The sequence below is a fragment of the Nocardia tengchongensis genome (assembly GCF_054781395.1).
Window position 1 is genome coordinate 728,033 of sequence record NZ_BAAGUM010000004.1, and the last position, 26,089, is coordinate 754,121.

22 protein-coding genes are annotated in these 26,089 nt (G+C 68.3%); 7 read left to right on the forward strand and 15 right to left on the reverse strand.

Annotated elements, in window-relative coordinates:
* Positions 1 to 3: 3 nt before the first annotated feature.
* The 4 genes from ACYVKL_RS08625 to ACYVKL_RS08640 are packed head-to-tail and all read left to right on the forward strand — an operon-like array spanning position 4 to position 3,687.
* Positions 4 to 951: an ABC transporter permease gene (locus ACYVKL_RS08625; protein WP_379169782.1), complete on the forward strand. Its 948-nt coding sequence runs from the start codon at positions 4 to 6 to the stop codon at positions 949 to 951.
* On the forward strand, positions 948 to 1,835 hold the full coding sequence (locus ACYVKL_RS08630) for an ABC transporter permease (RefSeq protein ID WP_379169784.1): 888 nt from the start codon (positions 948 to 950) through the stop codon (positions 1,833 to 1,835). Before ACYVKL_RS08625 ends, ACYVKL_RS08630 begins: the two co-directional genes overlap by 4 nt.
* A complete protein-coding gene (locus ACYVKL_RS08635; RefSeq protein ID WP_379169786.1) occupies positions 1,832 to 2,881 on the forward strand; it encodes an ABC transporter ATP-binding protein in 1,050 nt (349 codons plus the stop codon). Before ACYVKL_RS08630 ends, ACYVKL_RS08635 begins: the two co-directional genes overlap by 4 nt.
* The gene (locus ACYVKL_RS08640; RefSeq protein WP_379169788.1) at positions 2,878 to 3,687 is read left to right on the forward strand and encodes an ABC transporter ATP-binding protein; all 810 of its coding nucleotides are present in this window, start codon (positions 2,878 to 2,880) and stop codon (positions 3,685 to 3,687) included. Before ACYVKL_RS08635 ends, ACYVKL_RS08640 begins: the two co-directional genes overlap by 4 nt.
* Before the next feature lie 7 nt (positions 3,688 to 3,694).
* On the opposite strand, the gene ACYVKL_RS08645 is transcribed toward ACYVKL_RS08640, so the two are convergent.
* The 3 genes from ACYVKL_RS08645 to ahpC all read right to left on the reverse strand — a co-directional run bounded on the left by ACYVKL_RS08645 (position 3,695) and on the right by ahpC (position 6,503).
* The gene (locus tag ACYVKL_RS08645; RefSeq protein ID WP_379169790.1) at positions 3,695 to 4,066 is read right to left on the reverse strand and encodes a DoxX family protein; all 372 of its coding nucleotides are present in this window, start codon (positions 4,064 to 4,066) and stop codon (positions 3,695 to 3,697) included.
* A gap of 245 nt (positions 4,067 to 4,311) precedes the next feature.
* A complete protein-coding gene (gene ahpF / locus ACYVKL_RS08650) occupies positions 4,312 to 5,886 on the reverse strand; it encodes an alkyl hydroperoxide reductase subunit F (RefSeq protein WP_379169792.1) in 1,575 nt (524 codons plus the stop codon).
* Positions 5,887 to 5,939: 53 nt separating this feature from the next.
* A complete protein-coding gene (gene ahpC / locus ACYVKL_RS08655; protein ID WP_379169794.1) occupies positions 5,940 to 6,503 on the reverse strand; it encodes an alkyl hydroperoxide reductase subunit C in 564 nt (187 codons plus the stop codon).
* A gap of 155 nt (positions 6,504 to 6,658) precedes the next feature.
* On the opposite strand from ahpC, the gene ACYVKL_RS08660 reads away from it, so the two are divergent.
* The gene (locus ACYVKL_RS08660; protein WP_379169796.1) at positions 6,659 to 7,534 is read left to right on the forward strand and encodes an amidohydrolase; all 876 of its coding nucleotides are present in this window, start codon (positions 6,659 to 6,661) and stop codon (positions 7,532 to 7,534) included.
* Between the two features lie 159 nt (positions 7,535 to 7,693).
* Here ACYVKL_RS08660 and ACYVKL_RS08665 read toward each other — a convergent pair whose 3' ends face one another.
* From ACYVKL_RS08665 to ACYVKL_RS08700, 8 genes are all read right to left on the reverse strand, one after another.
* Positions 7,694 to 8,812 (reverse strand): serine/threonine-protein kinase, encoded by a 1,119-nt coding sequence (locus ACYVKL_RS08665; RefSeq protein WP_379169798.1) that lies wholly within the window; start codon positions 8,810 to 8,812, stop codon positions 7,694 to 7,696.
* A gap of 113 nt (positions 8,813 to 8,925) precedes the next feature.
* Positions 8,926 to 10,290 (reverse strand): flavin monoamine oxidase family protein, encoded by a 1,365-nt coding sequence (locus ACYVKL_RS08670; RefSeq protein ID WP_379169800.1) that lies wholly within the window; start codon positions 10,288 to 10,290, stop codon positions 8,926 to 8,928.
* A 155-nt stretch (positions 10,291 to 10,445) separates the two neighbouring features.
* Positions 10,446 to 11,480: an agmatine deiminase family protein gene (locus tag ACYVKL_RS08675; protein ID WP_379169802.1), complete on the reverse strand. Its 1,035-nt coding sequence runs from the start codon at positions 11,478 to 11,480 to the stop codon at positions 10,446 to 10,448.
* On the reverse strand, positions 11,480 to 12,445 hold the full coding sequence (locus tag ACYVKL_RS08680) for a nitrilase-related carbon-nitrogen hydrolase (RefSeq protein WP_379169804.1): 966 nt from the start codon (positions 12,443 to 12,445) through the stop codon (positions 11,480 to 11,482). The genes ACYVKL_RS08675 and ACYVKL_RS08680 overlap by 1 nt, the downstream gene beginning before the upstream one ends.
* A gap of 30 nt (positions 12,446 to 12,475) precedes the next feature.
* Positions 12,476 to 14,053, reverse strand: a complete 1,578-nt coding sequence (locus ACYVKL_RS08685; protein ID WP_379169806.1) for an APC family permease — start codon at positions 14,051 to 14,053, stop codon at positions 12,476 to 12,478.
* A gap of 149 nt (positions 14,054 to 14,202) precedes the next feature.
* Complete coding sequence (locus ACYVKL_RS08690; RefSeq protein WP_379169808.1) at positions 14,203 to 15,660, reverse strand: NAD-dependent succinate-semialdehyde dehydrogenase; 1,458 nt, start codon at positions 15,658 to 15,660, stop codon at positions 14,203 to 14,205.
* Positions 15,661 to 15,678: 18 nt separating this feature from the next.
* Positions 15,679 to 17,019, reverse strand: coding sequence for a 4-aminobutyrate--2-oxoglutarate transaminase (gabT, locus tag ACYVKL_RS08695; protein WP_379169810.1), 1,341 nt, complete (start codon positions 17,017 to 17,019; stop codon positions 15,679 to 15,681).
* A 49-nt stretch (positions 17,020 to 17,068) separates the two neighbouring features.
* Complete coding sequence (locus ACYVKL_RS08700; RefSeq protein WP_379169812.1) at positions 17,069 to 18,499, reverse strand: aminobutyraldehyde dehydrogenase; 1,431 nt, start codon at positions 18,497 to 18,499, stop codon at positions 17,069 to 17,071.
* Positions 18,500 to 18,642: 143 nt separating this feature from the next.
* On the opposite strand from ACYVKL_RS08700, the gene ACYVKL_RS08705 reads away from it, so the two are divergent.
* Positions 18,643 to 20,169, forward strand: coding sequence for a PucR family transcriptional regulator (locus ACYVKL_RS08705; RefSeq protein ID WP_379169814.1), 1,527 nt, complete (start codon positions 18,643 to 18,645; stop codon positions 20,167 to 20,169).
* A gap of 16 nt (positions 20,170 to 20,185) precedes the next feature.
* On the opposite strand, the gene ACYVKL_RS08710 is transcribed toward ACYVKL_RS08705, so the two are convergent.
* The 3 genes from ACYVKL_RS08710 to ACYVKL_RS08720 all read right to left on the reverse strand — a co-directional run bounded on the left by ACYVKL_RS08710 (position 20,186) and on the right by ACYVKL_RS08720 (position 24,612).
* The gene (locus ACYVKL_RS08710; protein ID WP_379169816.1) at positions 20,186 to 23,272 is read right to left on the reverse strand and encodes an NAD-glutamate dehydrogenase domain-containing protein; all 3,087 of its coding nucleotides are present in this window, start codon (positions 23,270 to 23,272) and stop codon (positions 20,186 to 20,188) included.
* A gap of 277 nt (positions 23,273 to 23,549) precedes the next feature.
* Positions 23,550 to 24,161, reverse strand: a complete 612-nt coding sequence (locus tag ACYVKL_RS08715) for a malonic semialdehyde reductase (protein WP_379169818.1) — start codon at positions 24,159 to 24,161, stop codon at positions 23,550 to 23,552.
* 31 nt (positions 24,162 to 24,192) lie between these two features.
* A complete protein-coding gene (locus ACYVKL_RS08720) occupies positions 24,193 to 24,612 on the reverse strand; it encodes a nuclear transport factor 2 family protein (RefSeq protein WP_213556485.1) in 420 nt (139 codons plus the stop codon).
* A gap of 177 nt (positions 24,613 to 24,789) precedes the next feature.
* On the opposite strand from ACYVKL_RS08720, the gene ACYVKL_RS08725 reads away from it, so the two are divergent.
* On the forward strand, positions 24,790 to 25,572 hold the full coding sequence (locus tag ACYVKL_RS08725; RefSeq protein WP_379169820.1) for an SDR family NAD(P)-dependent oxidoreductase: 783 nt from the start codon (positions 24,790 to 24,792) through the stop codon (positions 25,570 to 25,572).
* Positions 25,573 to 25,665: 93 nt separating this feature from the next.
* Here the strand turns inward: ACYVKL_RS08725 and ACYVKL_RS08730 are convergent, their stop codons facing one another.
* Entirely contained in the window at positions 25,666 to 26,049 is a 384-nt protein-coding gene (locus ACYVKL_RS08730) for a lipocalin-like domain-containing protein (RefSeq protein WP_379169822.1), read from the reverse strand.
* Positions 26,050 to 26,089: the final 40 nt, after the last annotated feature.

The following is a 26,089-nucleotide window of genomic DNA, read 5'->3' on the forward strand; positions in this document are numbered from 1 at the left end:
CGCATGCGACGCTTCCTGCTTCGACGCGGCGCCCTGCTGCTCGCGACACTGTTCATCGCCAGCATCGCCATCTACGCCGCGATGTATCTGGCCCCCGGCGACCCCATCGCGGTGCTGACCGGTGGACGGCAGGTCACTCCGGAGGCCCGCGCGATCCTGACCGAGCGGTATCACCTCAACGATCCACTGCCGGTGCGCTATTGGTACTGGCTGACGTCGGCGCTGCACGGCGATCTCGGCTACTCCGTCGGCGCCCGGGAGAACGTGTCGACCCTGATCGCGCAACGCGCGCCGACCACGATGATGCTGGTGGTCTACACCTCGTTGATCATCATCGTGGCAGGCATCGGGATCGGTATTCTCAGCGCCCTCAAGCCCGGTTGGCTCGACACCGCCGCACTGCTGACCACCACCTTGCTTGCCGCGCTCCCCTCGTTCGTCGCCGCGCTGGCGCTGATCAGCGTGTTCGCCGTGAAGCTGGGCTGGTTTCCGGCCTTGGGTGACGGCGTCGGGTTCACCGATCAGGTCAAACATCTGACACTGCCCGCCATCGCGCTGGCCTGCTCGTCGCTGGCCCTCGTCGCCCGCATCACCCGGACGTCGGTGCGTGCCGAATCCAAACGCGAGCACGTCCAGACCGCGATCAGCCGCGGCGTGCCCGCGCGGCAGATTCTGCGCAAGCACATCCTGCGCAATGCCGCCATTCCCATCACCACCGTCACCGGCCTGGCTCTCGCCTCGCTGATCGTGCTGGTCTCGATCGTGGAGCAGGCGTTCAACCTCAACGGCCTGGGCTCGAGCTTGGTCACGGCCGCACAGAACAAGGATTTCGCAGTGGTCCAAGCCATTTCGCTACTCATGGTGGTGGCGTTCGTGATCGTCAACAGCATCGTCGACTTCCTCTACGCACTGCTCGACCCGCGCGTCAGCCTCGGAACGGCGGCGGTATGACCATCACCTCCGGGCAGCTGCCTGTCCCCGCAACCGTTATCGCGCCGGCTCGCCGGTGGAAACTGCCACGTCTGCACGGCGTGGGCTGGATCGGCTACGTGAGCGCGGCGATCATCGTGCTGGCGATCCTGATCGCCGTGTTCGGACCACTGCTGGCGCCGTTCCCGCCGAACCAGAGCGACCTGTCACGCGCGTTCGTCGGCAGCACCGGCTCGCATCCACTGGGATTCGACTCCCAGGGCCGAGACCTGCTGTCCCGGCTGCTCGTCGGCGCGCGCTCGTCCATGCTCGGCGCGTTCATCGTCATCGTGATCTCGATCGCCGGCGGCACCGCGCTCGCGGTGATCGCCGCCTGGCGGCGCGGCTGGACCGACAGCGTCATCTCCTCGGGTTCGGATCTCGTCTTCGCGTTCCCGGGTCTGCTGCTCGCGGTCCTCGGCGCGGCGGTCTTCGGCCCCAGCCAGTGGTCGGCCGCACTCGCGCTGGCCGTCGCGTACACACCCTACGTCGCCCGGATCGTGCGCGGGGCGGCGTTGCGCGAACGATCGCTGCCCTATATCGAGGCGCTCGAAGTGCAGGGCAGCAGCGCCTGGTCCATCGCGATCCGGCATCTCATCCCCAATATCGCGCCGTTGCTGGTCGCCCAGGCCACCATCCTTTTCGGTTGGGCCGCACTCGATCTCGCGGCGGTCTCCTTCCTCGGGCTCGGCGTCCAGCCGCCGCAAGCGGATTGGGGTGTCATGGTGTCCGAGGGTGAAACCGGTGTGCTGCAAGGCTTTCCCGCCGAGTCGATGATCGCGGGCACCGCCCTCGTGCTGGTCATCGTCTCCTTCAACATCCTCGGTGAACGCCTCAACGACAAACAGGGCAAGGACCACTCATGACCGCCGCCACCCCCCACGCCGTATCCGGGTCGCGCAGTCCCGCGTTCACGGCCCCGGAAACTCCGCTGGTCGAAATCGAGGGCCTGAACCTGACCCTCGACGTCAACGGCCAGAAACGCCAAGTCCTGCGCGATGTCTCACTGACCATCCAGCGCGGCGAAGCACTCGGGCTGGTCGGCGAATCCGGCGCCGGCAAATCCATGACGCTGCGGACGCTCGCCCGGCTGCTGCCCGAGCGGGCGCAGACCACCGGCAGCATCCGGTTCGACGGTCAGGACCTGCTGGGTCTGCGCGGTGAGGCCCTGCGTCGCAAGCGCGGCGACATGGCGGTCATCTTCCAGGACCCTCGGGCCTACATCAATCCGGTCCGGCGCATCGGCGACTTCCTCACCGAGCAGATGTGCGCGGTCGACCGGGTCGACCGGCACGAGGCGACCCGGCGCGCGCAGCGCATGCTGTCGGAGGTCGGCATCACCGACACCGCCCGCCGGATGCGGCAGTACCCCGGCGACCTGTCCGGCGGCATGCTGCAACGCGTCATGATCGCCGCCGCGCTGCTCGGCGACCCCAAGCTCATTCTCGCCGACGAGCCCACCACCGCACTCGACGTCACCACCCAGTCGGAGGTGATGGCGATCCTGGACGAGCTGCGCTACAACGCCGGCGTCTCGCTGCTGTTCATCACCCACGACCTGGATCTCGCCGCCGCCGTCTGTGACCGGACCGCGGTGATGTACGCGGGCCAGATCGTCGAGTCGCAGGAATCCGAAGCGCTGCACCACAATCCGCGGCACCCGTATACCGCGGCGCTGGCGGGGGCGCGTCCCGACCTCGAGCGACCCCGGGCCCGCTTGGCCGCGATACCCGGTCGGCCGATCGGCGCCTGGGAGGCCGAGCCGACCTGTGCGTTCGCCGAACGCTGCCCGTTCCGCCTGCCGAACTGCACCGAATCGGGCCCGGTGCCATTGACCTACGAATCCGGCGGCGCCGTGCGGTGCCTGCGTGCCGCCGAGCTCGGACCGCAGCTGCGAGGAGACTCCGAATGACCGAACACGCACTGCGAGTCTCCGGACTGTGCAAGAACTTCGGCTCCTTCGCCGCGGTCACCGACGTGTCCTTCGAGGTGGAGTCCGGTTCCTCGATCGGCATCGTCGGAGAGTCGGGCTCGGGCAAGACAACGGTCGCCCGAATGATCATCGGGCTCGAACAGCCGAGTTCGGGCAGCATCGTCTGCTGTGGCAGCGATCGCTCCCACCCGTCCCGTTCCACCCGCGCCCGGCGCGAACGGGCCCGCCAGGCGCAGATGGTGTTCCAGGACCCCTACACCAGCCTCGACCCACAGCGAACGGTCCGGCAGACCCTCACCGAGGCCGTGCAGCTGCACAAAGCCCCGGCCACCTCCACCGCCGACCGGGTTCAGCAGCTCGCCGACATGGTCGCCCTGGACGCACGGCTGCTCGCCTCGCTGCCCGCGCATCTCTCCGGCGGCCAGCGCCAGCGCGTCGCCATCGCTCGCGCGCTCGCCGCCGACCCCAGGGTGCTGGTCCTCGACGAAGCCGTTGCGGCCCTGGATGTTTCGATCCAGGCGCAGATCCTCAACCTGCTCGACGACATCCGGGAGTCCACCGGCATCTCCTACGTCTTCATCACCCACGACCTGGCGGTCGTCCGCCAGGTCACCGAACAGAGCATCGTCATGCAGGCCGGCCGCATAGTCGAGGCCGGACCCACCGACGACCTGCTCCGTCGTCCCGAGCACCCCTACACCCGGGCACTGCTCGACAGCGTCCCCCGGCCCGGCTGGCGGCCGCGCCGCCGCCCCACCTCACCTGACGACTCGCCGAACCCCTGACGCCTGATCACCAGCCGTACGGGCCGAAACGGCCCCATGCGATGACGGCGGCGATCCCGAACAAGATCATGACTACCAGCACACCGCGGCCTTCCTTGCGGCGGATGTGCAGGATCGCCGCCAGCAGCGCGAATACCCCCAGGCCGGCCGCGGCGATCGGGGTCAGGATGGGGGCGATTCCGGTTGCGGCCGGAGCGATCAGCCCGATCGCACCGACGATCTCCACCACACCGATGAGCCACACCGTCGTCCGCGAGAAGTCGTGCGCCCACGGATACTGTTCGGCCAGCTCGTCTTTCGATCGAACCAGCTTTCCGACACCGGACATGCCGATCACGGCGGCCAGGATCGCCTGCAGGATCCACAAGAAAATACCCATCGGTGTGCCTTCTTCCATGCTCGAGGACCTACGACTTCCGACGACACAGCCGTCGGGAATGTCAGGTCACCTCTGAGCCCTGCCCGGCATGCAGGTGTCGGCCCCGGCACGGTCGGCTCGACCAACGCCATCCACGTCCACCGGATCGGCGAGCGAGACTACTGATCCGCCCCGCCAACCGAATCCTTGCCGCCGGCAGCCGGGCCGAGACCGGCGACGCCGGATGCTCGGCCTGGCTGCCCGGCTCAGACGGCGTCGACGACGAGGCTGGTGCGGATCAGGTGGTCGAACGCGCCGAGCGCTGCCGTCGCCCCGGATCCGGCGGCGACGATGATCTGCTTGAACGGGGTCGCGGTGCAGTCGCCGGCGGCGAATACCCCGGGCAGGGACGCCCGGCCGTGGTCGTCGACGATGATCTCGCCGCGGGGGGTGAGATCGACTGTGCCGGCAAGCCATTCAGTGTTGGGTAGCAGGCCGATCTGGACGAAGACGCCGTCCAGGTCGATCGAGTGCCACGTTTCCGACTCGCGATCGATGTAGGTCAGGCCGGTGACCTTGACACCGTCACCGACGACCTCGGTCGTGGCCGTGCCGAGCAGGATCTCGACGTTGGGCAGGCTGCGCAGCTTGCGCTGCAGCACCTCGTCGGCGCGCAGCTCGACGTCGAACTCGACGAGCGTCACGTGCGAGACGATTCCGGCGAGGTCGATGGCCGCTTCGACGCCGGAATTGCCGCCGCCGATCACCGCGACGCGCTTCCCCTTGAACAGGGGGCCATCGCAGTGCGGGCAGTACGTGACGCCCTTGTTCCGGTATTCGGTCTCGCCCGGGACGTTCATCGACCGCCACCGCGCCCCGGTGGAGATGATCACGCTGCGCGACAGCAGCCGCGCGCCACTGGCCAGTTCGACCTCCACCAGGCCCTGTTCCGTGGGCGCGGGCGTCAGCTTCGTGGCGTGCTGGGCGTTCATGATGTCGACGTCGTACTGGCGGACGTGATTCTCCAACTCGGCGGCGAACTTCGGGCCTTCGGTGTAGGGCACCGAGGCGAAGTTCTCGATGCCCATCGTGTCGAGCACCTGGCCGCCGAGGCGCTCCGACACGACTCCGGTGCGAATTCCCTTGCGCGCCGCGTAGATCGCCGCCGTCGCACCGGCCGGTCCGCCGCCGACCACGAGTACGTCGAAGGGATCCTTCTCCGAGATCGCGGCGGCGGTCCGCTCGGCCGCCCCGGTGTCGAGCCGGCCGACGATCTGTTCGAGGGTCATGCGACCCGACCCGAACGGTTCACCGTTGAGGAATACCGTCGGCACCGCCATCACCTGGCGGTTGTCGACCTCGTCCTGGAACAGGGCGCCGTCGATCGCGACGTGCTGGATGTTCGGGTTCAGCACGCACATCAGGTTCAGGGCCTGCACGACGTCCGGGCAGTTCTGGCAGGACAGGGAGAAATAGGTCTCGAAGGTGAACTCCCCCTCGAGGTCGCGCACCTGGTCGAGCAGGTCCGCCGCCTCCTTCGAGGGGTGGCCGCCGACCTGCAGCAGCGCCAAGACCAGGGACGAGAACTCGTGTCCCAGAGGGATTCCGGCGAACCCCACCTCGATGTCGGTGCCCGCGCGCCGGATCACGAACGACGGCCGGCGCGGGTCGTCGCCGGTGCGCGAATGAGTGACGAGATCCGACATCGCGGCGATCTCGTCGAGCAGTCCGGCGAGCTCCGCGGACTTCGGGCGGTCATCGAGGGTGGACACCAGCTCGATCGGCTGAGTCACCTTCTCGAGCAACGTCTTCAGTTGGCTTGCGAGCGAATTGTCGAGCATGAGGGTCTACTCCGAAGGTTGGAAGAGCTGGGAGCTGGAGAACCGCCGGCGACTCAGATCTTGCCGACGAGCTCCAGCGACGGAGCCAGAGTGTCGTCGCCCTCTTCCCACTTCGCCGGGCAGACCTCGCCCGGGTGGGACCGGACGTACTGCGCGGCCTTGACCTTGCGGACCAGCTCGGAAGCGTTGCGGCCGATACCTTCCGCGGTGACCTCGGTGAACTGGATGACGCCGTCCGGGTCGACCAGGAACGTGCCGCGGTCGGCCAGACCCTCGTCCGCGCGCAGCACCTCGAAGTCGGTGCTGATCCGCAGGGCCGGGTCGCCGATCATCGCGTACTCGATCTTGCCGATGGTGTCCGACGACGCGTGCCACGCCTTGTGTGTGAAGTGGGTGTCGGTGGAGACGGAGAAGACCTCCACGCCGAGACGCTGCAGCTCCGCGTAGTGATCGGCGAGATCACCGAGTTCGGTCGGGCACACGAAGGTGAAGTCGGCGGGATAGAAGAAGAAGATCGCCCACTTGCCCCGGATGTCCTCGTCGGACACGGTGACGAACGCACCGTTCTTGAACGCCTCCGCGGAGAAGGGCTTGATCTTCTTGTTGATCAGCGACATGAATGGCCTCATTCCGAAACGGTTGGAATTTCCGTTTTCGACACTAATGACCGCCGATTGATCGAACTAATAAAATAATGTTCTTCGAGCGATAGTGCGAGACAATAAGAGCTGGATAGCGTTTCTTGAACCGTTCCAGTTCCGTCCGAAATGTGATGGATGCCTCACAAGCGGCATCCAAGCAGCCAAATACACATTCTTCCCGGGTACAAGAAATGCCATTCGAAGCCAATGTACATTTCGGCACTACCCCTTTATCAAGATTCGCCAGTACGGCTGGTTGCCGAATCTCGAATTCGACGCATACTGACTCCACCCCGAGTGACCTGTCTCACACAGCCGATGCCGCCGTCGCGGTCGACGCCGCCGGGTTCCAGCTGCACATCCACGCGATCGGCGACGCGGCGGTCCGCTCGGCGCTCGACGCGGTCGCGGCATGCACCGATCGCAATGGGCCGCAGGACCGCCGACCGGTGATCGCTCACGCCCAGTTGGTCAGCCCGCGGGACATTCCCCGGTTCACCGAACTCGGTGTGGTAGCCAACGTGCAGCCGCTGTGGGCTCAACTCGACCGCGTCATGGTCGAGTTGACGATGCCCCGGCTCGGCGGCCGTCGCTCCGACCGCCAGTACCCCTTCCGGAGCCTGATCGACAGTGGCGCCCATGTCGCCTTCGGCTCCGATTGGCCGGTGTCGTCGGAGATTCCGCTGGACGGTATCGCGACCGCGGTGACGCGCCGCAACGCCGCCGGCGAACCGAGCGGCGGCTGGATTCCCGCCGAGCTCGTCGACGTCACCACCGCCCTGGACGCCTACACCGCCGGCGTCGCGCACCAGGCGTTCGCGGATCGCCGCGCCGCCCCCTGGGGAACCCTCGCCCCGGGTTCCGCCGCCGACCTGGTGTGGCTCAGCTCCGATCCGAGATACACCGCACCGCAATCGATCCCAGGGATCCAGGTGCTCGAGACATGGCTTTCCGGCCGAACGACCTTCCGCCACGACGCGGCAGGGGAAAACCACAATCGAATGTGAGAACGACAATGCCCTTCCTCTAAGCCCGGAACGCACCCCGGGCCGAGACCGACCTCCACACCGGCCACGCCCAACTGCGGCGCGTACTGGGGCTCCTGTTCTCGATGGGCCGCGAAGGAGTGCTCCCGCGAAAGGTGTTCGGCCGCATCTCGAGTCTCACTACTCGCCGGGAAGCGGGGACACTCCTTCGGACGAGTACTCGGTCGTCCGGACCGAATTCCCGTCCTGATACTCCGGTTCTTCGCCCGCAGGCACCAGCAGGTAGACGATGATGCCGATCAGTGCGGCGAAGAGCGCCACGCTCGAGACGATCGCGGCCGCTCGGCGACGGCGTCGCGGCTGCCGGTGCGCGGCCGGCCCGGGTGGCGTCGCGGGACCGGGGACGCGCGGGGGTGGGGGCGGGATGATTCTGGCGGCCGGCATATTCGCTCCGACAGCGGGCAGGGTATCGGCCCTGGCCCAACCGTCGGATTCGGCCGCCCGCTTCGCGGCCGCGGCGAGCGCACCGGCGGTGGGATACCGATCGAGGGGGTTCTTGGCGAGCCCGCGGGCAATCACTTCGTCGAATGCGCGTGGAATGCCCTGGCGCGCAAGGCTGGGTCGCGGCGGTGGCGCGTTCAGATGCCCGGCCAGCTGCTGTTCCAGTTGGTTGCCCGGATACGGGCGAAGGCCGGTCAGGCACTCGTGGAGTACACACGCCAGGGCGTAGACGTCGGAGCGCGCATCGGCACGGCCGGTGGTGAACCGTTCGGGCGCCATGTAGGTGAAGGTGCCGATCGCGTTGCCGACGCCGGTGAGCCCCACCGCTCCGGAGTGGGCGATGCCGAAGTCGATCAGGTACACGAATTCACGGCCGCTGATCAGCAGATTGGACGGCTTCACGTCGCGGTGCACCAATCCGTCGGCATGCGCGGCGTCGAGCGCGGCGGCGGCTTGGTCGATGATGGACGCGGCCAGCGCGGGCGGCATCGCGCCCCGTTGCGACAGCAGGGTGTGCAGATCGGTGCCGTCGATCAGACGCATGTCGAGGTAGAGCCGGCCCTCGATCTCGCCGAAGTGGTGGATCGGCACGATGTGGGGCTCGCGGAGCCGGGCGGTGGAATGCGCTTCGCGCCGGAACCGTTCACGAAATTCCGGATCCGTCGCGAAGTGCTCGTGCAACACCTTCACCGCCACCACCCGGTCGGTCTCGGTGTCGTAGGCGCGGTACACCCGCCCCATGCCGCCCTCACCCAAGAGCGACTGCAGGTTGTAACGCCCGAAGGCCGCCATATCCATGCGTCCTCCTCCTTCGACACCGAGCCATGCTACTGACTGACTTTTCAGTCAGAACCGAGTGTAGCGGCATGCCCGGTCGCCGATCGCAGCGACCGGGCTGTGCTCGGCTGCCCTCAGACCAGACTGCGTTGCGCCACGATGGCGGCGGCGACCGCCTGTCCCATCCGGATCGCACCGTCGACATGCTGGAAGCCGTGGCCCGCGAGGTCCGAGCAGGCGAAGTGCATGGGGCCGATCGGGTCGCGGTGATCGTGGCCGTAGCGGGTCATGCCGCCGAGGTCGAAGCTGACGCCGTAGGCGCCGCGGGTCCACTCCTCCGAGCCCCAATCGGATTCGTAGAAGACGACCGGATCGGCGGCCTCCGGACCCAGGTAGCGCACCAGACAGTCCACCGCGGCCCGCTTGCGCTCGGCGGGACCCATCGCGAAGTAGGCGTCCGCCTGTTCGTGCGCGATGAAACCCACCATGGCGCCGTTGTCGGCACCGTGGTTGGTGTTGTCGTACACCTCGGACACGATGTCGGTGTCGCTGAAACCGGTTCCGGACAAACCCTTCTCACGCCAGAACGGCGTCTCGTACACCGCGTGCACCTTGACTACGAATCCGAAGGACATGTGCTGGTACATCTGATGCCGGCGACGCGGCAGCGGCGGGTCGAAGCTGATCGCGGAGTACAGGTTGGGCGGCACGGCCAGCACCACCCGGTCCGCGCGCACCTCGAGATCGCCGTCGGCGAAGACCGTGACACCTGCGTCGGACCACTGCACCCGGCGCACCGGCGCGCCCAGGTGCACGTCCGCGCCCAGCGAGGCGGCCAGACGCTGCGAAACCTGTTGCATCCCACCGATTACCCGCTTGTCGAGCATGAAGGTGTCGGTGGCCAGCGCGGTGTAGGAGCCCTGGGCGGCGGCCATGTGCAGCGCCTGCAGGGCGGAGAAGGTGTGCGCGGGCTTGGTCAGCATGGCGCCGGCCACGAAGAACGACACGGTCTCCCGGGCGTACTCGTTGTCGGACTGGCGCTCCAGCCAGATGCTGAACGGCACCGAATCCAGTTCCGCCGCGCGCGGATGCGCCCACGGGGCCTCCGCGCCCACCTCGGCCGCGAGGTCGTCCAGCAGCTCGATGAGGCGATTGATCTCGGCAGCGGTCTCGGCGGGCGCGGGGAACCCCTCGCCGACGAACTGCTGCCGGGTGCCGTCCGCGGCCAGGTAGACCGACTCGCCGTCGCGATAGCGGGAGAAGGTCTCCAGTCCCAGCTCGCGCACCAGGGCCAGCGCGGCGGTGTGGTGCGGAGACAGCCACTGGCCGCCGATCTCGATCATGGCGTTGTCGATGTCGCCGGTCCAGGTCCGGCCGCCGACCCGGTCCCGGGCCTCGAGGACCGCGACCGTCAGGCCGGACTTCCGCAATTCTGTCGCGGCGGTCAGGCCGGACGGTCCGGCACCCACGATCACGACGTCTCGACTGATGACAGCCACGAGAGCTCCTTAACCAGTTCTTTCCCTTCGGATAGCCCGAAGGTTGCTATTTCAGTATGTGTGCGCGGTCACGATCATGCCCGCGCCGTTTCGGCGCGCCGACCCGCCCCTCATTCGCCAGAGTGGCGTGACAGGTCGGCGCGGTGAACGGGCCGCTAGCGGCCGGCGGCGACGGGCAGCGGTTCGTTCTGGGTGATGCAGTGGATGCCGCCGCCGCGGGCGAAGATCGGCCGCGCGTCGACGGTGACGATGGCGCGGCCGGGATAGACCTCGGCCAGGACGGCGGCCGCCGCCGCGTCGTTCGGGTCGTCGAACCCGCACAGGATGACCGCGCCGTTGCACACGTAGTGGTTGATGTAGCTGTAGTCGACGAACCCCTCCTCGTCGCGCAGCGTGCGCGGCGCGGGCACCGGGACGACCTCGAAAGGTTGTCCGGTGGAGGCTGTTTCGGCAGACAGCTGTTTCATGAGCTCGACGCTGAGGTCATGATCGGGATGTTCGCGGTCGCGCTGGTCGTGCACCAGCACCACGCCCGGCGCGGGCAGCGCCGCCACGATGTCGGAGTGCCCTCGGGTGCCGAAGCGCTGCGAATCCCGCCACAGCCCGCGCGGCAGCCAGATCGCGGTGTCGACGCCGATGGTGCGGCGCAGTTCGGCCTCGACCTCGGCCTTGGTCAGTCCGGGATTGCGGAACGGATCCAGTTGCACGGTGTCGGTGAGAATGACGGTCCCGGCGCCGTCGACCTGGATGCCACCGCCCTCGTTCACCAGCGGCGAATCGATGACCGGGACCCCGGCGGCCGCGGCGACCGCCTTGCCGATCTCGCGGTCGTGGTCCCAGCGTGCCCAATCCTGTTGGCCCCAGCCGTTGAACACCCAGTCCACGGCCGCCACGGAACCGTCCGCGGCGTGCACGAAGGTCGGCCCGATATCGCGCATCCAGGCGTCGTCGAGCGGGGCTTCGACGATGTCGATCGCGGCGGAGAGGGTCCGCCGCGCCTCGCCGACGTCGGCCGGATCGACGATCATGGTCACCGGTTCGAACTCGGCCACCGCGTGCGCGACGGCCGTCCACGCGGCGCGCGCCTCGTCGACCGCCTCCGGGGTCGCCGTGATCTCCGAACCCGCGGGCGGGAAGGCCATCCAGGTTCGGCGGTGCGGCCCGTGTTCGGCGGGCATGCGCCAGCTCATCACGGCCGCCCGAAGGGGTGCTCGGTGTCCACCGGCGCGGTCAGCCGGTCGTACGTATCGGGGCGGCGGGTGTCCAGGAACGGGAACAGCGCCAGCCAGTCCTTGCGCTGATCCAGATCCAGATCGGCCACCAGCACCGCGGACTCGTCGCGCGGGGCCTGTACCAGCACGCGGCCGTACGGGTCGGAGATGAAAGACGAACCGTAGAAGGTGATTTCGCCCTCGTCGCCGTAGCGATTGGGGACCACCATGAAAGTGCCGGCGGTGATGCCGTTTCCGACGATCACGTGCTGCCACAGCGGCTGCGTGTCGAAGGCCGGGAAAGTGGGCTCGGATCCGATGGCGGTCGGGTACACCACGATGTCGGCGCCGGCGAGGGAATACATGCGGGCGACCTCCGGGAACCATTCGTCCCAGCAGGTCGGCATGCCGATGCGCGCCGGGCCGAGGTCGGGGTGGCTGTGCGGCCGGTACGCCTCGTCGGTGGCCGGGCCCGCGCGGAAGTAGGTGTCCTCGTAGTAGCCCGCCGACACCGGAATGTGCAGTTTGCGGGTGCGGCCGACCAATTCCCCGGTCGGGGCGACCAGGATGGCGGTGTTGAAACCGAGCCCGTCGCCCTGTTCGGCCTTCTCGTACAGCGAGGCGTGCACGAACACGCGGTGCTCGATCGCCGCCTTCGCGGCGAAGGTGAAGGTGGGGCCGGTGGCCAGATCCTCGGCGGCGGCGCCCGGGTTCTCGCCGCCGCGTTCGAAGGCCGGGTATTTGCTGAGCGTCAGCTCCGGCAGGAAGACCGCCTTCGCGCCCAGTTCGGCCGCGCGGGCGATGCCTTCGTTCAACTCGGCGCGCACCGCATCGCCATCGGCCTGCCAGCGGTGCTGGACCAGTGCGACCCGCAGCGGTTCACGGACCGGATCCTGTACTCGCGCATGCGAGACCGGCGGTTCGAGACAGGTGATGATGTTCATGACTACTCCTGATTACCGAAATTCAGAGGACTACAGAGCGTGCGAGTGCGGTTCGGCGGGCGCCGGCATGGGGTCGCCGGACACCGCGCGCGGCAGGGTCTCGCCGCGGAAGTACTCCGGCTCGCGCCAGCGCTGGATCAGCATCAGCACCGCGCCCAGCGCGAGAATCCCGAAGCCGAGGTAGAAGACCAGCCCGATACCGAAAATCGATGCACCGCTGCCGATTTCCGGCTTCAAGCTCTCCCGGACCGAGATGCCGAACACCACCAGCAGCATGGTTCCGCCCGCCAGCGGGAAGATCAGCTTGAACACCGCGTCACGCGCCGAGGCGAACCAGCGCTTGCGGAAGTACCAGACCGAGGCGAAGGCGGTGATGCCGTAGTACCAGCAGATCATGATGCCGAGCGCGGCGATGGTGTCGAGCAGCACGTGCTCGGACAGCAGTGCGGTGATCGCGTAGAGGCCACCCGCCACCAGCGCGGCGACCGCGGTGGCGAAACGCGGCACCTGGCACACCGGGTCCACCGACGCGAAACGCTGTGGGAGCGCTTTGAAAGCGCCCATGGCGAGCATGGCGCGGGCCGCGGGCAGGAAGGTGGCCTGCAGGCTCGCGATGGTCGAGACGAGCACGGCCAGGAACAGCAGCAACTCCCCCGAACCGCCCATCACCGGCTCCGCGAGCGTGCCGAACACATTGTTGCGGGCGTCCGTGCCGCCCAGGCCGATACCGGTGTCGCCGACACCGGCGTACCACATCAGCGCGACGCCGAGCAGCAGATAGGTGCCCAGCACGGTCAGGATCGACAGCAGCCCGGCCCGGCCCGGTGTGCGCTTGGGGTCCGTGCACTCCTCGCCCAGGGTGAGCGCGGTGTCCCAGCCCCAGTACATGAACACCGAGCCGACCAATCCGATCGCGAAGGCGCCGAGGGTGAGACCGGTCAGCGGGTTGAACCAGTCGAGGCTGAAGCTCAGCCCGGACGGCGCGTCGCCGTTCATGGCCTTGGCCAAGGCGATTCCGGCGAACGCCAGCAACACGATCAGCTGAAATCCGACCAGCACATACTGCGCGCGTTCGCTCGAGCTGATGCCGCGACTGGCCGCCCAGCCCGCCGCTGCCAGGAACGCCAGCGTCGTCACGATATTGATCAGCTTGTTGTCACCCAGCGTGGCGATCGTTGCCGAATGGGTCAGCCGGCCGATGAACAGATACAGGAACGTCGCCCCCACCGCGGCGATATTGGCGAGCACGATCACCACCGCGATCACCGCGCCCCAGCCCGCCATCCAGCCGGCGTACGGCCCGAGCGAGCGGGCCGACCAGGTGAAAGATGCTCCGCAGTCCGGGGTTTCGGCGCTGAATTCGCGGTACGCGTAGGCCGCCAGGAACATGGGAACGAATCCGGCGATCAGCAGGGCGGGCATCTTCAGCCCGACCGCGGCGACGATCAGACCCATACTCGCGGTGGTGGTGTAGGCGGGCGCGATGGACGCGATGGACAGGATGGCGCCCGCGAAGGTACCGACTTTGCCGGTGGCCAAGCCTTTCCCGCTGGGGATCGTGTCATCCTGATCGGGCACTGCCGCCTCGGAAGCGTTGTTTACGAGCATTCAAGCTCCTGGTACTGGGTTCGGTGGAGTGGCGGCCGAAGGCCACGACCCCACCGCACCGCGGTGGGAAGCCGTGCACCGGCGTCGTTGCCGGTAGCCCGGTGTGACACCCGAATTCGGCGCAGGGGCCGGGGTGCCGGACTATGACGTCAGCGGGTCAGCGCGACGTATTTGGTGTCGAGGTACTCGTGGATCCCCTCGGATCCGCCCTCGCTGCCCAGACCGGACTGCTTCACCCCGCCGAACGGGGCCGCCGGATCGGAGATGATGCCGCGGTTGACGCCGACCATGCCGGCGTCCAGGGCGTTCGACACGCGGAGTGCCCGGTCCAGGTCGCGGGTGTAGAAGTAGGCGGCCAAGCCGTATTCGGTGTCGTTGGCCAGGGCCACGACCTCGTCCTCGGTGTCGAAGCCGTAGATCGCGGCGACGGGGCCGAAGATCTCCTCGCGGTGTATGCGAGCGGTGCGGGGCACCTCGTCGAGGACAGTGGGCTGGAAGAAGTAGCCCGGCCCGTCGATGGCCTTGCCACCGGTGCGGACCACGGCTCCGGCCGCGACGGCCTCGTCGACCAGTGCGGCGACGCTCGAACGCTGCCGCTCGTTGATGAGCGGTCCGGTGTCGACGCCCGGTTCGTGGCCGGGTCCCACGCGCAGCGCGCCGATCTTCTCGGCGAGCCGGGAGGCGAATTCCGCGCGAATCGAATTGTGCACGTAGATGCGGTTTGCCGCGGTGCACGCTTCGCCGCCGTTGCGCATCTTCGCCGCCATCGCGCCCGTGAGCGCCTGATCCAAGTCGGCGTCCTCGAAGACGATGAACGGGGCATTGCCACCCAATTCCATCGAGGTGCGCAGCACGTTGTCGGCGGCCTGGCGCAGGAGCAGTTTGCCCACGCGGGTCGAGCCGGTGAAGGTCACCTTGCGCAGCCGCGGGTCCGCCAGCAGGGGTGCGGTGATGGCCGCCGCGTCGCTGCCGGGCAGGACCGACAGCACGCCCGCCGGCAGACCGGCCTCGGCGAAGATCTGTGCGAGGGCCAGCATGGTGAGCGGGGTGTCCTCGGCGGGCTTCACGATGACGGTGCAGCCCGCCGCGAGCGCCGGGCCGATCTTGCGAGACCCCATGGCCAGCGGGAAGTTCCACGGCGTGATCGCCAGGCACGGGCCGACCGGTTGCTGGGTGACCAGAATGCGTCCGGTCCCGCCCGGGGCCTCGGCGTAGCGGCCGCCGATGCGCACGGCTTCCTCGCTGAACCAGCGCAGGAATTCGCCGCCGTAGGCGACCTCGCCGCGGGCTTCGGCGAGGGTCTTGCCCATTTCGAGGGTCATGAGGAGCGCGATCTCCTCGGTGCGCTCCACCAGGATTTCCCAGGCGCGCCGCAGGATCACCGCGCGTTCACGCGGAGCCGTTGCGGCCCAATCGGATTGGACGCGACAAGCCGAGTCCAGGGCGCGCAGGGCGTCAGCTCCGGTCGCGTCGGCCACCTCGGTGAGGATGTCACCGGTGGCCGGGTTGTGCACCGCGAAGGTGCCCGCGCCGGCGGCGGGGACGGAGGTGCCGTCGATCCAGACGCCGGTTGGGATCAGTGCACTGATGCGGTCGTATTCCAACATTGTTCTCCCTGACCGTCTTCAGTTCGCGAGGTCGCCGATTGCGGTGCAGAGCACCGTGAGCGCCTCGTCGAGGAGCTCGTCGCTGATCACCAGCGGCGGCAGCAGTCGAATGACGTTGCCGAAGGTGCCGCAGGTCAGGGTGATGACGCCCTGTTCCAGGCAGCGCTTGGCGATGGCCGCGGTCAGCGCGGCGTCGGGCTCGGTGGTGCCGGGGCGGACGAACTCGAGCGCCAGCATCGCGCCGCGGCCGCGTACGTCGCCGATCGCCGGAATCTCTTGCGCCAGTGCGGTGAAACGCGCCGTCGCCACCTCACCGATGTGCTTGGCGCGGGCGGGCAGGTCGTGGTCGCGGATGGCTTCGATGGCGGCGAGCGCGGCGGCGCAGGCGACGGGGTTGCCGCCGTAGGTGCCGCCCAGTCCCCCGGCGTGCACGGCGTCGAGCAGATCCGCGCGGCCGGTGATCGCCGACAGCGGCATGCCGCCCGCGATGCCCTTGGCCATGGTGATGATGTCGGGCACCACGCCCTCGTGATCACAGGCGAACCATTCGCCGGTGCGGGCGAAACCGGTCTGCACCTCGTCGGCGATGAACACCACGCCGTTGGCGCGCGCCCATTCCACCAGCGTCGGCAGGAAGCCCGCCGCGGGAACGATGAATCCGCCCTCGCCCTGGATCGGCTCGATGATGATCGCCGCCACCGAATCCGCGCCGATCTGCTTCTCGATCCGGGAGATCGCCTCGCGGGCGGCGGCCACGCCGTCCAGTCCGCCGTCGCGGAACGGGTACGACATCGGCATGCGGTACACCTCGGGCGCGAACGGGCCGAAATGCGACTTGTACGGCATGGATTTCGCGGTCAGCGCCATGGTCAGGTTGGTGCGGCCGTGATAGGCGTGATCGAAGGCGACCACGGCGGTGCGGCCGGTGGCCAAGCGCGCCACCTTGATCGCGTTCTCGACCGCTTCCGCGCCGGAGTTGAACAGCACGCTGCGCTTCTCGTGATCGCCGGGGGTGAGCGCCGACAGTTCCTCGCAGACCTGGATGTAGGCCTCGTAGGGGGTCACCATGAAGCAGGTGTGGGCGAAGCGCTCGATCTGATCCCGTACCGCCGCAACCACTTTGGGGTGCGAGGCGCCGACGTTGGTGACGGCGATGCCGGCGGCCAGGTCGATGAGCGAATTGCCGTCCACGTCCACGATGACGCCGCCATCGGCGTCGGCGGCGTACACCGGTGCGGTGGAACCCACGCCCGCGGCGACGGCGGCCTTGCGGCGGGCGGCGAGCTCCTGCGAGCGCGGACCCGGTAGCGCGGTGGACAGCACCCGCTGCTGCGGGAGCCGGTAGGTGATCTCGGTCATTGGAAGTCTTTCTGCGGAAAGGAGTTACGGAAGAGGGGGCGGCGGCGAATCAGTCGTGCGCGCTCATCACGTGCTTGATGCGGGTGTAGTCCTCCACGCCGTACGCGGAGAGGTCCTTGCCGTACCCGGAGCGCTTGAACCCGCCGTGGGGCATCTCCGCCACCAGCGGGATGTGGCAGTTCACCCACACCGCACCGAAGTCCAGGGCCGCCGAAACACGCTGCACCACACCGTGATCGCGAGTCCACACGCTCGATGCCAGGCCGTAGACCACGTCGTTCGCGAGCTGGACGGCGGTCGCCTCGTCGGCGAAGGCCTGCACGGTGACGATCGGGCCGAAGGACTCTTCCTGCACGATCGGATCGTCCTGGCGGACCCCGGTGATCACGGTCGGGGCGAGGTAGAAGCCGCGCTCGCCGACGCGGTTGCCGCCGGTCACCACGGTGGCGTGCGCGGGCAGTTCGGCGATCTTGCGGGTGACCGACTCGAAATGGCGGATGTTGTTGAGCGGGCCGTAGGTGGCGTCCGGATCGTCGGGCAGGCCCGGCTTCACCGTCGCCGCCTTCTTGACCAGCGCCTGGACGAAATCGTCGTGCACCGACTCGTGCACCAGGACGCGGGTGGCGGCGGTGCAGTCCTGACCGGCGTTGAAGAACGCCGCGTCACCGATGCGGTCGGCGGCGAGCTCCAGATCGGCGTCGCCGAAGATCACGACCGGGGCGTTGCCGCCGAGTTCCAGGTGTGCGCGCTTGACCTGTGCCGCAGCGGCTTCCGCCACCGCGACGCCCGCCCGCACCGAACCGGTGATGGCGACCATGTCCAGCCCGGGATGGCTGACCAGGGCGGCGCCGGTGCTCGCGGTGCCCAGCACCACGTTCAGCACGCCGTCGGGCAGGATGCCCTGCGACAGCTCGGCCAGCAGCAGGGTGCTGCGCGGCGTGGTGTCGCTCGGCTTGAGCACCACCGTGTTTCCGGTCGCCAGCGCGGGGCCGATCTTCCAGATGGCCATCATCAGCGGGTAGTTCCACGGGGTCACCTGACCGATCACGCCGATCGGCTCGCGGCGCACGTACGAGGTGAATCCGGACATGTATTCGCCCGCGGACTTGCCCTCCAGCATGCGGGCGGCGCCCGCGAAGAAGCGCAGGTGATCGGCTCCGGCGGCGACCTCCTCGGAGGCGACCAGGTGCTTGGGCTGGCCGGTGTCGCGGCACTGCGCCTCGACCAGCGCGGCGGAATTGGCCTCGATGGCGGCGGCCAGCTTCAGCAGGGCCGCCTGACGTTGACTCGGGGTGGTCGCCTTCCACGCGGGGAACGCGCTGGTGGCGGCCTCGACGGCGGCGTCGATGTCGTCCTGGCCGGAGATCGGGCTGCGCCCGGTCACCGATTCGTCCACGGGGCTGATCAGTTCGAACGACTCCGACGCGGTCGCGGCGACCGACCGGCCGGCGATGTAGTTGCGGAGAAGCTCAGTCGTCATGTGTGTGCCCGATCTCGTTCGAATATGCGTGCTAGGTGGTTGCCAGCTAGTGTGCTGCGCAACACACCCCCGCGTCACCCTCCACACCGGCGTGTGGCCACAATCAACTTTCGACAATTTGTCCAGATTGCTGATGGAGCGCTGTGAACACAGGAATTCCGGTCCGATGGGTACTGTCGCAGCCTGAGCTGGGCCTGGTGCTCAAAGGCGGCGCCGACGGCCTCGGACGCGTTATCAACCTGGTCCTGACCTCGGAGCTGGCCGAACCCCAGCAGTGGCTGTCCGGGGGCGAACTGGTGCTGACCACCGGCATGGGTTTGCCACTGAGTCGCGCCGATCGTCTGCGGTACTTCGAGGACCTCGGTTCGGCCGGCGTCGCCGGGGTCGGATTCGGCGTCGGGCTCTCGCACGAGACGGTGCCCGCGGATCTGGTGGACGCCGCCGACCGGATCGGGTTGCCCTTGTTCGAGGTGCCGCTGCCGACACCGTTCGGGGCCATCACCAAGAAGGTCATGCAGCGGCTGGCCGAGCAAGAGTACGAGAAGGTGCTGCGCGCGTCCCGGGCGCAGCCGCGCATGACCCGGGCGGCCATCCAGGGGGCCCGGGCGGTCGTCAAGGAGCTGTCTGCGGCCTTGTCGGCCACCGTCGCCATCATCGGCGTGGACCACACCGTCACCGAGGCGCACCCGCAGCGGCCCGACGCCGAGATCTCGAGCCGCATCGACGAGTTCCTCAGGACCCACGGCGAGGGCGCGGGCAGCGGCGCCATCCAGGTCGACACCGGGCAGTACATCGTGGTGCAGACCATCAGTGCCGGGCACACGGTGCACGGTCACCTCGCGGTGGTCAGCGCCACCGCGCTCGGTCCGGTCGATCAGGTGCTGCTCGGTCACGCCAGTTCACTGCTCGCCCTCGACTTCGAGAAGCCTGCCCGCCTGCGAATCGCCCAGAACCACTTGAACTCCCAAGCGATCTCGATGCTGCTGCAGCAACCGGGCGACCCCGAGAACATGTGGCAGCACCTGGCCCCCGCCGCCGACCGCACCGGGCGCGTCCGCGCCCTCGTCCTGCGCTGCTCCGGGCCCGACGCCGTGCCCGAGACGCTCGAATCCGTCGACGCTCGGCTGCGTCCGCTCAACCAGCAGCTCTTCGCGCACACTAAGGGCGACCGCGTCGCCGTCCTGCTCCCCGGCTCCGAGACCGAGGACACCGCGGAACAACTCCTCGCCGGCATTCCGCCGCAGATCCGCGCCGCGATGCGGGCCGGCCTGAGCTCCCCGCACCCCCTGCGCCGCTTCCCCGCCGCGGTCGAACACGCCGAGTTGGCCGCGTCGGCGGCCATGCCCGGCGCTCGCCCTTTGGAGCTGGCGGCCCTCGCGGGACATGCCCTGCTGGCCTTCCCGGAAGCCCAGCGCGTGCTGAGCTCGGTCTCCGAGGCGATGCTGCAGCCCCTCGTCGACTACGACGACCGCCACGGCACCGACCTCATCGTGTCGCTGCGCGCCTACCTGGAGGCGCACGGCCAATGGGAAACCGCCGCAACGGCTCTCGGCGTGCACCGGCACACCCTGCGCAGCCGGGTGGCCAGGATCGAATCGATCCTGGGCTGCAGCCTCGACCAAGCCCTGGTGCGCGCCGAACTGCTGCTGGCGGTCGTCGCCCGCGGCTGATCCGACCGCCGCGCCGCTACTCGATGCCGGCGACGGCCGTGGCCGCCAGTTCCGCGTTGACCACGCACAGTCGCGCGATATCGGCTGTGCCGGAACGGCGTAGACGTGCCACCAACGCGATCAGGCGCTCGGCAGCAGGGGTCGACTTCCAGGTGCCGACATGGTCGCGGGCCGAATCCGCAGGCCCGGCCGCGGACAGCACCGCGGCCGCCAGGGCATGCCATCGGGAGTGGAGTTCGTCGGCCAGGACCGCCGCGGCCAGTGCCTCCCAGTGGTCGGATGTGCGAGTCGTGGCGAAAGTCGTTGCCAGCCAATCGAGTCCGATCACCTCGCCGAGTTCCCGATAGGTCTGGGTCACCAGAGCCACCGGAAGCCGCATGCGGTGGGCGGTGTCGCTCAGCGGGAGCGCCTGGGCCAGCAAGCGCAGGTTGGCCAGGTCGCGGCCCAGGTGTCCGCCCGGGCGCGGCAGCACGGTCATCAGCTCGGCGATGAACGGTGCGTGGCGGTCGCTTTCGGCGGCCCAGGTGTCGGCGGCTCGATGGGTGAGCAGCCATGCGGTGGACTCTTCCACGGCGTCTTGGATGCCGATGAGGATGCCCATCCGGACCTGCGGGGATACCCCGGGCACGGTGAGGGCCTCGCGCCACCAGCGGTCCACATCGAGCAGCGTGTCGACGACGGTGCAGGCCAGCACGATCTGCGGGGTGCCCGCGCCCAGACGCTCCTCGAGGCGGTGGATCATGCCGGGGCCGACCCGGTTGATCACCTGGTTGGCCGCGGCGACCGCCACGATCTCCCGGGCCACCGGATGCTCTTGCAGGAGACGATCACCGAGCAGGGTGCGAATCCGGTCGGGGAAGTAGCCCGCCAGTGTTCCGGCCACGACGGGATCGGTCAGGGCGTCCGACGCGAGCAGTTCATCGCGGACGAGGTTCTTGGCCGTGGCCAGCAGCACCGCGATCTCCGGCCGCACCAGGCCGGTGCCCGCGCGGCGGCGGTCCGCGAGATCCGCTGCGGCGGGCAGGAACTCGGCGGCGCGGTCGAGATCGGTGGCCTGCTCCAGATTCTCGATGAGGCGGCCGTGCCGGTCGATGAGGAAGGGGGCGTGCGCCTCGGCGAGACTGATCGCGAGGGCCTGCCGATCGCAGTCGGCGAGCACCGCCGCCGCCACCGCCTCCGCGTTGGCCGCCAGCAGCTCGTTGCGTTCGGCGACGGTCGACAGGCCCTCGGCCACCGCGGAATCCAGCGCGATCTTGAGGTTCACCTCGCGGTCCGAGGTGGCCACACCGGCCGCGTTGTCGATGAAGTCGGCGTTCACCTTGCCGCCCGCGACCGCGAATTCGATCCGCGCCTGCTGGGTGAGGCCCAGATTGCCGCCCTCGCCGATCACCCGGCAGCGCAATCGATCCGCGGTCACCCGCACCTCGTCATTGGACGGGTCCGCGACCTCGGCGTCCTGCTCCCCCCGCGCCCGCACATAGGTGCCGATGCCGCCGTTGAACAGCAGGTCCACGTCCGCGGCGAGCACCGCCCGGATCAATTCGGGCGCGGGCAGCTCCGTCGCGGTGATGCCGAGCCGCCGGCGGACTTCCGGGGACAGCGGCACCGACTTCGCGGTGCGCGGCCACACGCCGCCGCCCTGGGAGATGAGCGTGCGGTCGTAGTCCGCCCAGCTGCTGCGTTCCAATCCGGCGAGGCGGTGACGTTCCTGGTACGAGAGCATCGGATCCGGGTCGGGGTCGAGGAAGATGTGCCGGTGGTCGAAGGCGGCGACCAAGCGAATCTGGTCGGTTTCGAGCATTCCGTTGCCGAACACGTCGCCCGACATGTCGCCGATGCCGGTCACGGTGAAGGGCTGGGTCTCCGGGTCGATGCCGAGTTCGGCGAAATGCTGCCGAATCGAGCGCCACGCGCCACGCGCGGTGATGCCCATGACCTTGTGGTCGTACCCGGTCGATCCACCCGAGGCGAACGCGTCGCCGAGCCAGAAACCGCGCTGCACGGCAATGGAATTGGCCAGGTCCGAGAAGCGCGCGGTGCCCTTGTCCGCCGCGACGACGAGGTACGAATCCGGGTCGTCGTAGACGACGGTGTGCGCGGGCCCGACGCTGACACCGTCCACGATATTGTCGGTGACATCGAGCAGACCGCCGATGAAGTCGGCGTACGCGGACTCGACCGACACGGGATCGGTCCTGGGTCCGCGAACCACGAACGCACCCTTGGCGCCCATCGGCACGATCACCGAGTTCTTCACCGTCTGGGTCTTCATCAGGCCCAGCACCTCGGTGCGGAAGTCATCGACCCGATCGGACCAGCGCAGGCCGCCGCGGGCGATCGCACCGCCGCGCACGTGACTGCCCTCCACCCGCGTGGAGTGCACGAAGATCTCACGATAGGGGGTGATCTGAGCCGGCAGCGACAATCGGGACGGATCGAGCTTGAAGGCCGCCACCGCACGACCCGGCTGAAACCAGTTGGTGCGCAATACCGCTGTGCAGAACGTGGCCATCCCACGGAGCAGCTGATCTTCGGTCAGCGTCGTCGCAGCTTCCAGCAGACGCTTGGTCTCCCCCGCGGCGGCCTCCACGATTTCGGAATGGCCGGCCAGTGCGGGATCGAACCGGGCCTGGAACAGAGTCACGAAAGCGCGCACGAAACTCGGATGCACGGCAAGGATTTCAGCGATCCGCGGCTCACCCAGTCGCAATCCGGCCTGCCGCAGATAGCGGCACGCGGCCCGCACCAGGATCGCGTCCTGCCAATCCAGCCCCGCAGTGGCGATGAGGCCGGTGAACCCGTCGACTTCCAGCGCACCCGCTGTCGCGGCACCGAACGCCTCGGCAAGCTGCCCGGCGGTCCGCTCGTTCATCTCGAAAGCCGTGGGCCGGAACGTGAATCGATGCTCCCCCACCATCACCTGATGCGTGACGACATGCAGGCCCAAAGCAGAAAAAATCTCGATCAACTCGGTCAACGACGCCGGTGCCCCCTGCCAGACCAGCCTGGCACTGGGCGGCTGGGAGTCAGGATCGAATTCGAGCCGGGGCGCGGCCTCCAATTCATCCTCGTCCACGATGCCGACGACGGCTCCGAGATGCATCTGCCTCAACTCCCTGCTCGTGACCTCACTGATCGCAGTTAATCTGCCGCAAAGCGACGCAGGACACAGTCGACAAATCGGAGCGTCCGAGCAGGGGGCGGCACTCCTATCTGTCCAGTAGCAGTCGGCAAGCTGGAGGCGTTCGGCCTGTGCACGTGTATTGCACGAGAACGGCCGGTCACCGCAAACCTGCGATGACCGGCCGTTCTCGGCGGTTGCTCGGCCTCCCGGTATCGAAGGCCGTTCGCGCCCCATACTTTCGGGTGGTTCGCCGGGATCAGACCACGGTGACGACCTGGTCGTAGGTGAGGCGGGGAGAACGGGGGAACCAGGCATCGGGGCCCGGCTTGCCGATATTGACCACGACCAGGGATGCGAGATCACCCGCGGGGAAGAAGTCGCGGTCGACGCCGGCCGCGTCGAAGCCATTCATCGGTCCGGCGGCCAGGCCCGCGGAACGGATGCCGAGGATGAAGTAGCCGACCTGGATGAGGGCGTTGAAGCGGGCCGAGTGGGCGCGCACCTCCGGATCGGCGAAGTAGTCCTTCGCGTCGGGGGCGTGGGGGAAGACCGTCGGCAGATGGTCGTGGAAGTTCAGATCGGCAGCCAGGATCGCGGTCAGCGGGGCGGTGGCCGTCTTGGGTTTGTTGTTGTCGAGCATGTGGGTGACCAGGCGCGCCCGAGCCTCGGGCGTGCGGACCAGGACGATGCGCAGCGGCTGCTGGTTCATCGAGGTCGGGGCGAACTTGGCCAGCTCGTAGATCTCACGGAACTGCTCGTTGGTGACCGGTTCGTCGGTGAAGGTGTTAGCGGTGCGGGCCTCGCGGAAGAGCAGATCCTGCGCTTCCGCGGCGAGGGCGAGCCGGGTGTCCGATTGGGCGGTGCTCATGTGATTCTCCTTGGGACAGGCTGATTTCGGGTCAGTCGTGGGAAACTCGGCGGGAGCGGGTGAGGAGAGCGCCGTCGAGGCGCACCAGCACGTCGTGCACCACGCAGCTGGGGTTGATCTCGGGCGCCCGGCCGGGGCGGATCTTCACCACCAGGCAGTAGGAGGTGGCGATGATGCTGCCGTCGTCCTGCGGCCGCAGATCGGTCATGCCGAACCAGTGCCGCCGCTGCATGGGATCGGCTTCGAAGCGCTTGTGGAACGCGACGAGGTCGGCAATGATCCCAGCCCGGGTACGCGCCGGCGGCCGACCCGGGGTGTGCTCGAATTCCGCTTCCTCGGTGAAGGTTTGCGCATAACCCGGGATGTCCCGGTTGTCGAGCCGCTGCATCTGGTCGGCATAGAACTGCTGGACCTCGGCATACAGCTCGGCGCGGCTGGCGACGGTGGTCATGCTGGCTCCTCGAATGCTGTTGTGCCTGCCTCGATTCGGCGGGCCGCGACTGCGGTCCACCGTGTCCGACCCCGCTCGAGCCTTGGTCGAGCCGGTTTGACCGGAGCTATAGGTCTGGCGGCCAGGCTGATTCCGCAACAGCCCCGCCGAACCGGACACCCCATCGATGGAGGAGAAATGACCGCAGCTCAACGCGTCGCGCTGGTTACCGGCGCGACCAGTGGAATGGGCCTCGCCATCACCGAGAGCTTTGCCGCCCAGGGCATCTCGGTTTTCATCTGCGCGCGCGATCAGCAGCGCCTGCTCGACACCACCAAACGATTGCAGGACGAGGGACACGCGGTGGACGGCATCACCTGCGATGTCCGCGACGCCACCCAGGTCCGCGAATACGTCGACGCCGCCGTCGACCGCTTCGGGCCCGTCGACATCCTGGTCAACAATGCCGGCCGCAGCGGCGGCGGCGAAACGGCACAGATCGCCGACGAGTTGTGGCTGGACGTGATCAACACCAACCTGCACAGCGTCTTCTTCGCCACCAAGGCCGCGCTCACCGCCGGAGGCATGCTCGAACGCGGCAGCGGCCGCATCGTCAACATCGCCTCCACCGGCGGCAAACAGGGCGTGGTGCACGGCGCGCCCTATTCGGCCTCCAAACACGGCGTCGTCGGCTTCACCAAGGCGCTGGGCCTGGAGTTGGCCAAGACCGGCATCACGGTCAACGCCGTCTGCCCCGGATTCGTGGAAACGCCCATGGCCGAACGGGTTCGGGAGGTGTACTCGGACATCTGGGGTGTCGACACCGACGAGGTACACGCCCGGGTGAGCGCCCGCGTCCCCATCGGGCGCTACGTCGAGCCCACCGAGGTGGCGGCCATGGTCGACTATCTGATCGGCCCGGGAGCCGCCGCCGTCACCGCCCAGGCGATGAATGTCTGTGGCGGACTGGGCAACTACTGATCCATGTGCGTGCCGGTGCACGTCGGCGATCCCCCGTTCTCGTTCGCGCCGTTGCGGCCGCGACCGGCTGGTCGACGGGCCTGGCCCGGATGGTCAGCAAGGATGAATGGTGCGGCGCCAGGACAGAATTCGGCGCTGGGTCCGGCCGTCGACCTGAGCGGCGCCGATGAGTGTGAGCTCATCGCCGCTCAGCGTCAGCTGCCGGACCTGTTCGGTGCCTGCCCAGGCCGGATTCGAGCACACTCTGATGGCATGCACGACCTCGTCGCCGCGCAGCCGCCAGGTGCCGGCGTAGCCCATGAACCGGACGGCCGCGGCGGCGGCGTCGGTGCGCATCATGCTCACCGACATATGGCCGCAGGATTCGTAGATCAGCAGGCCCCTCGGCGAATCACCGAGTGGGCCTTCGCTTTTGGCATCATTGTCGTCGATGTCGTAGTAGGAGCGCAGTTCCCAGGTGCCGATTAGGTCAGTCATGGACCCCACGATGGTTGCGCGCCCTACAGTCACGCTCGAG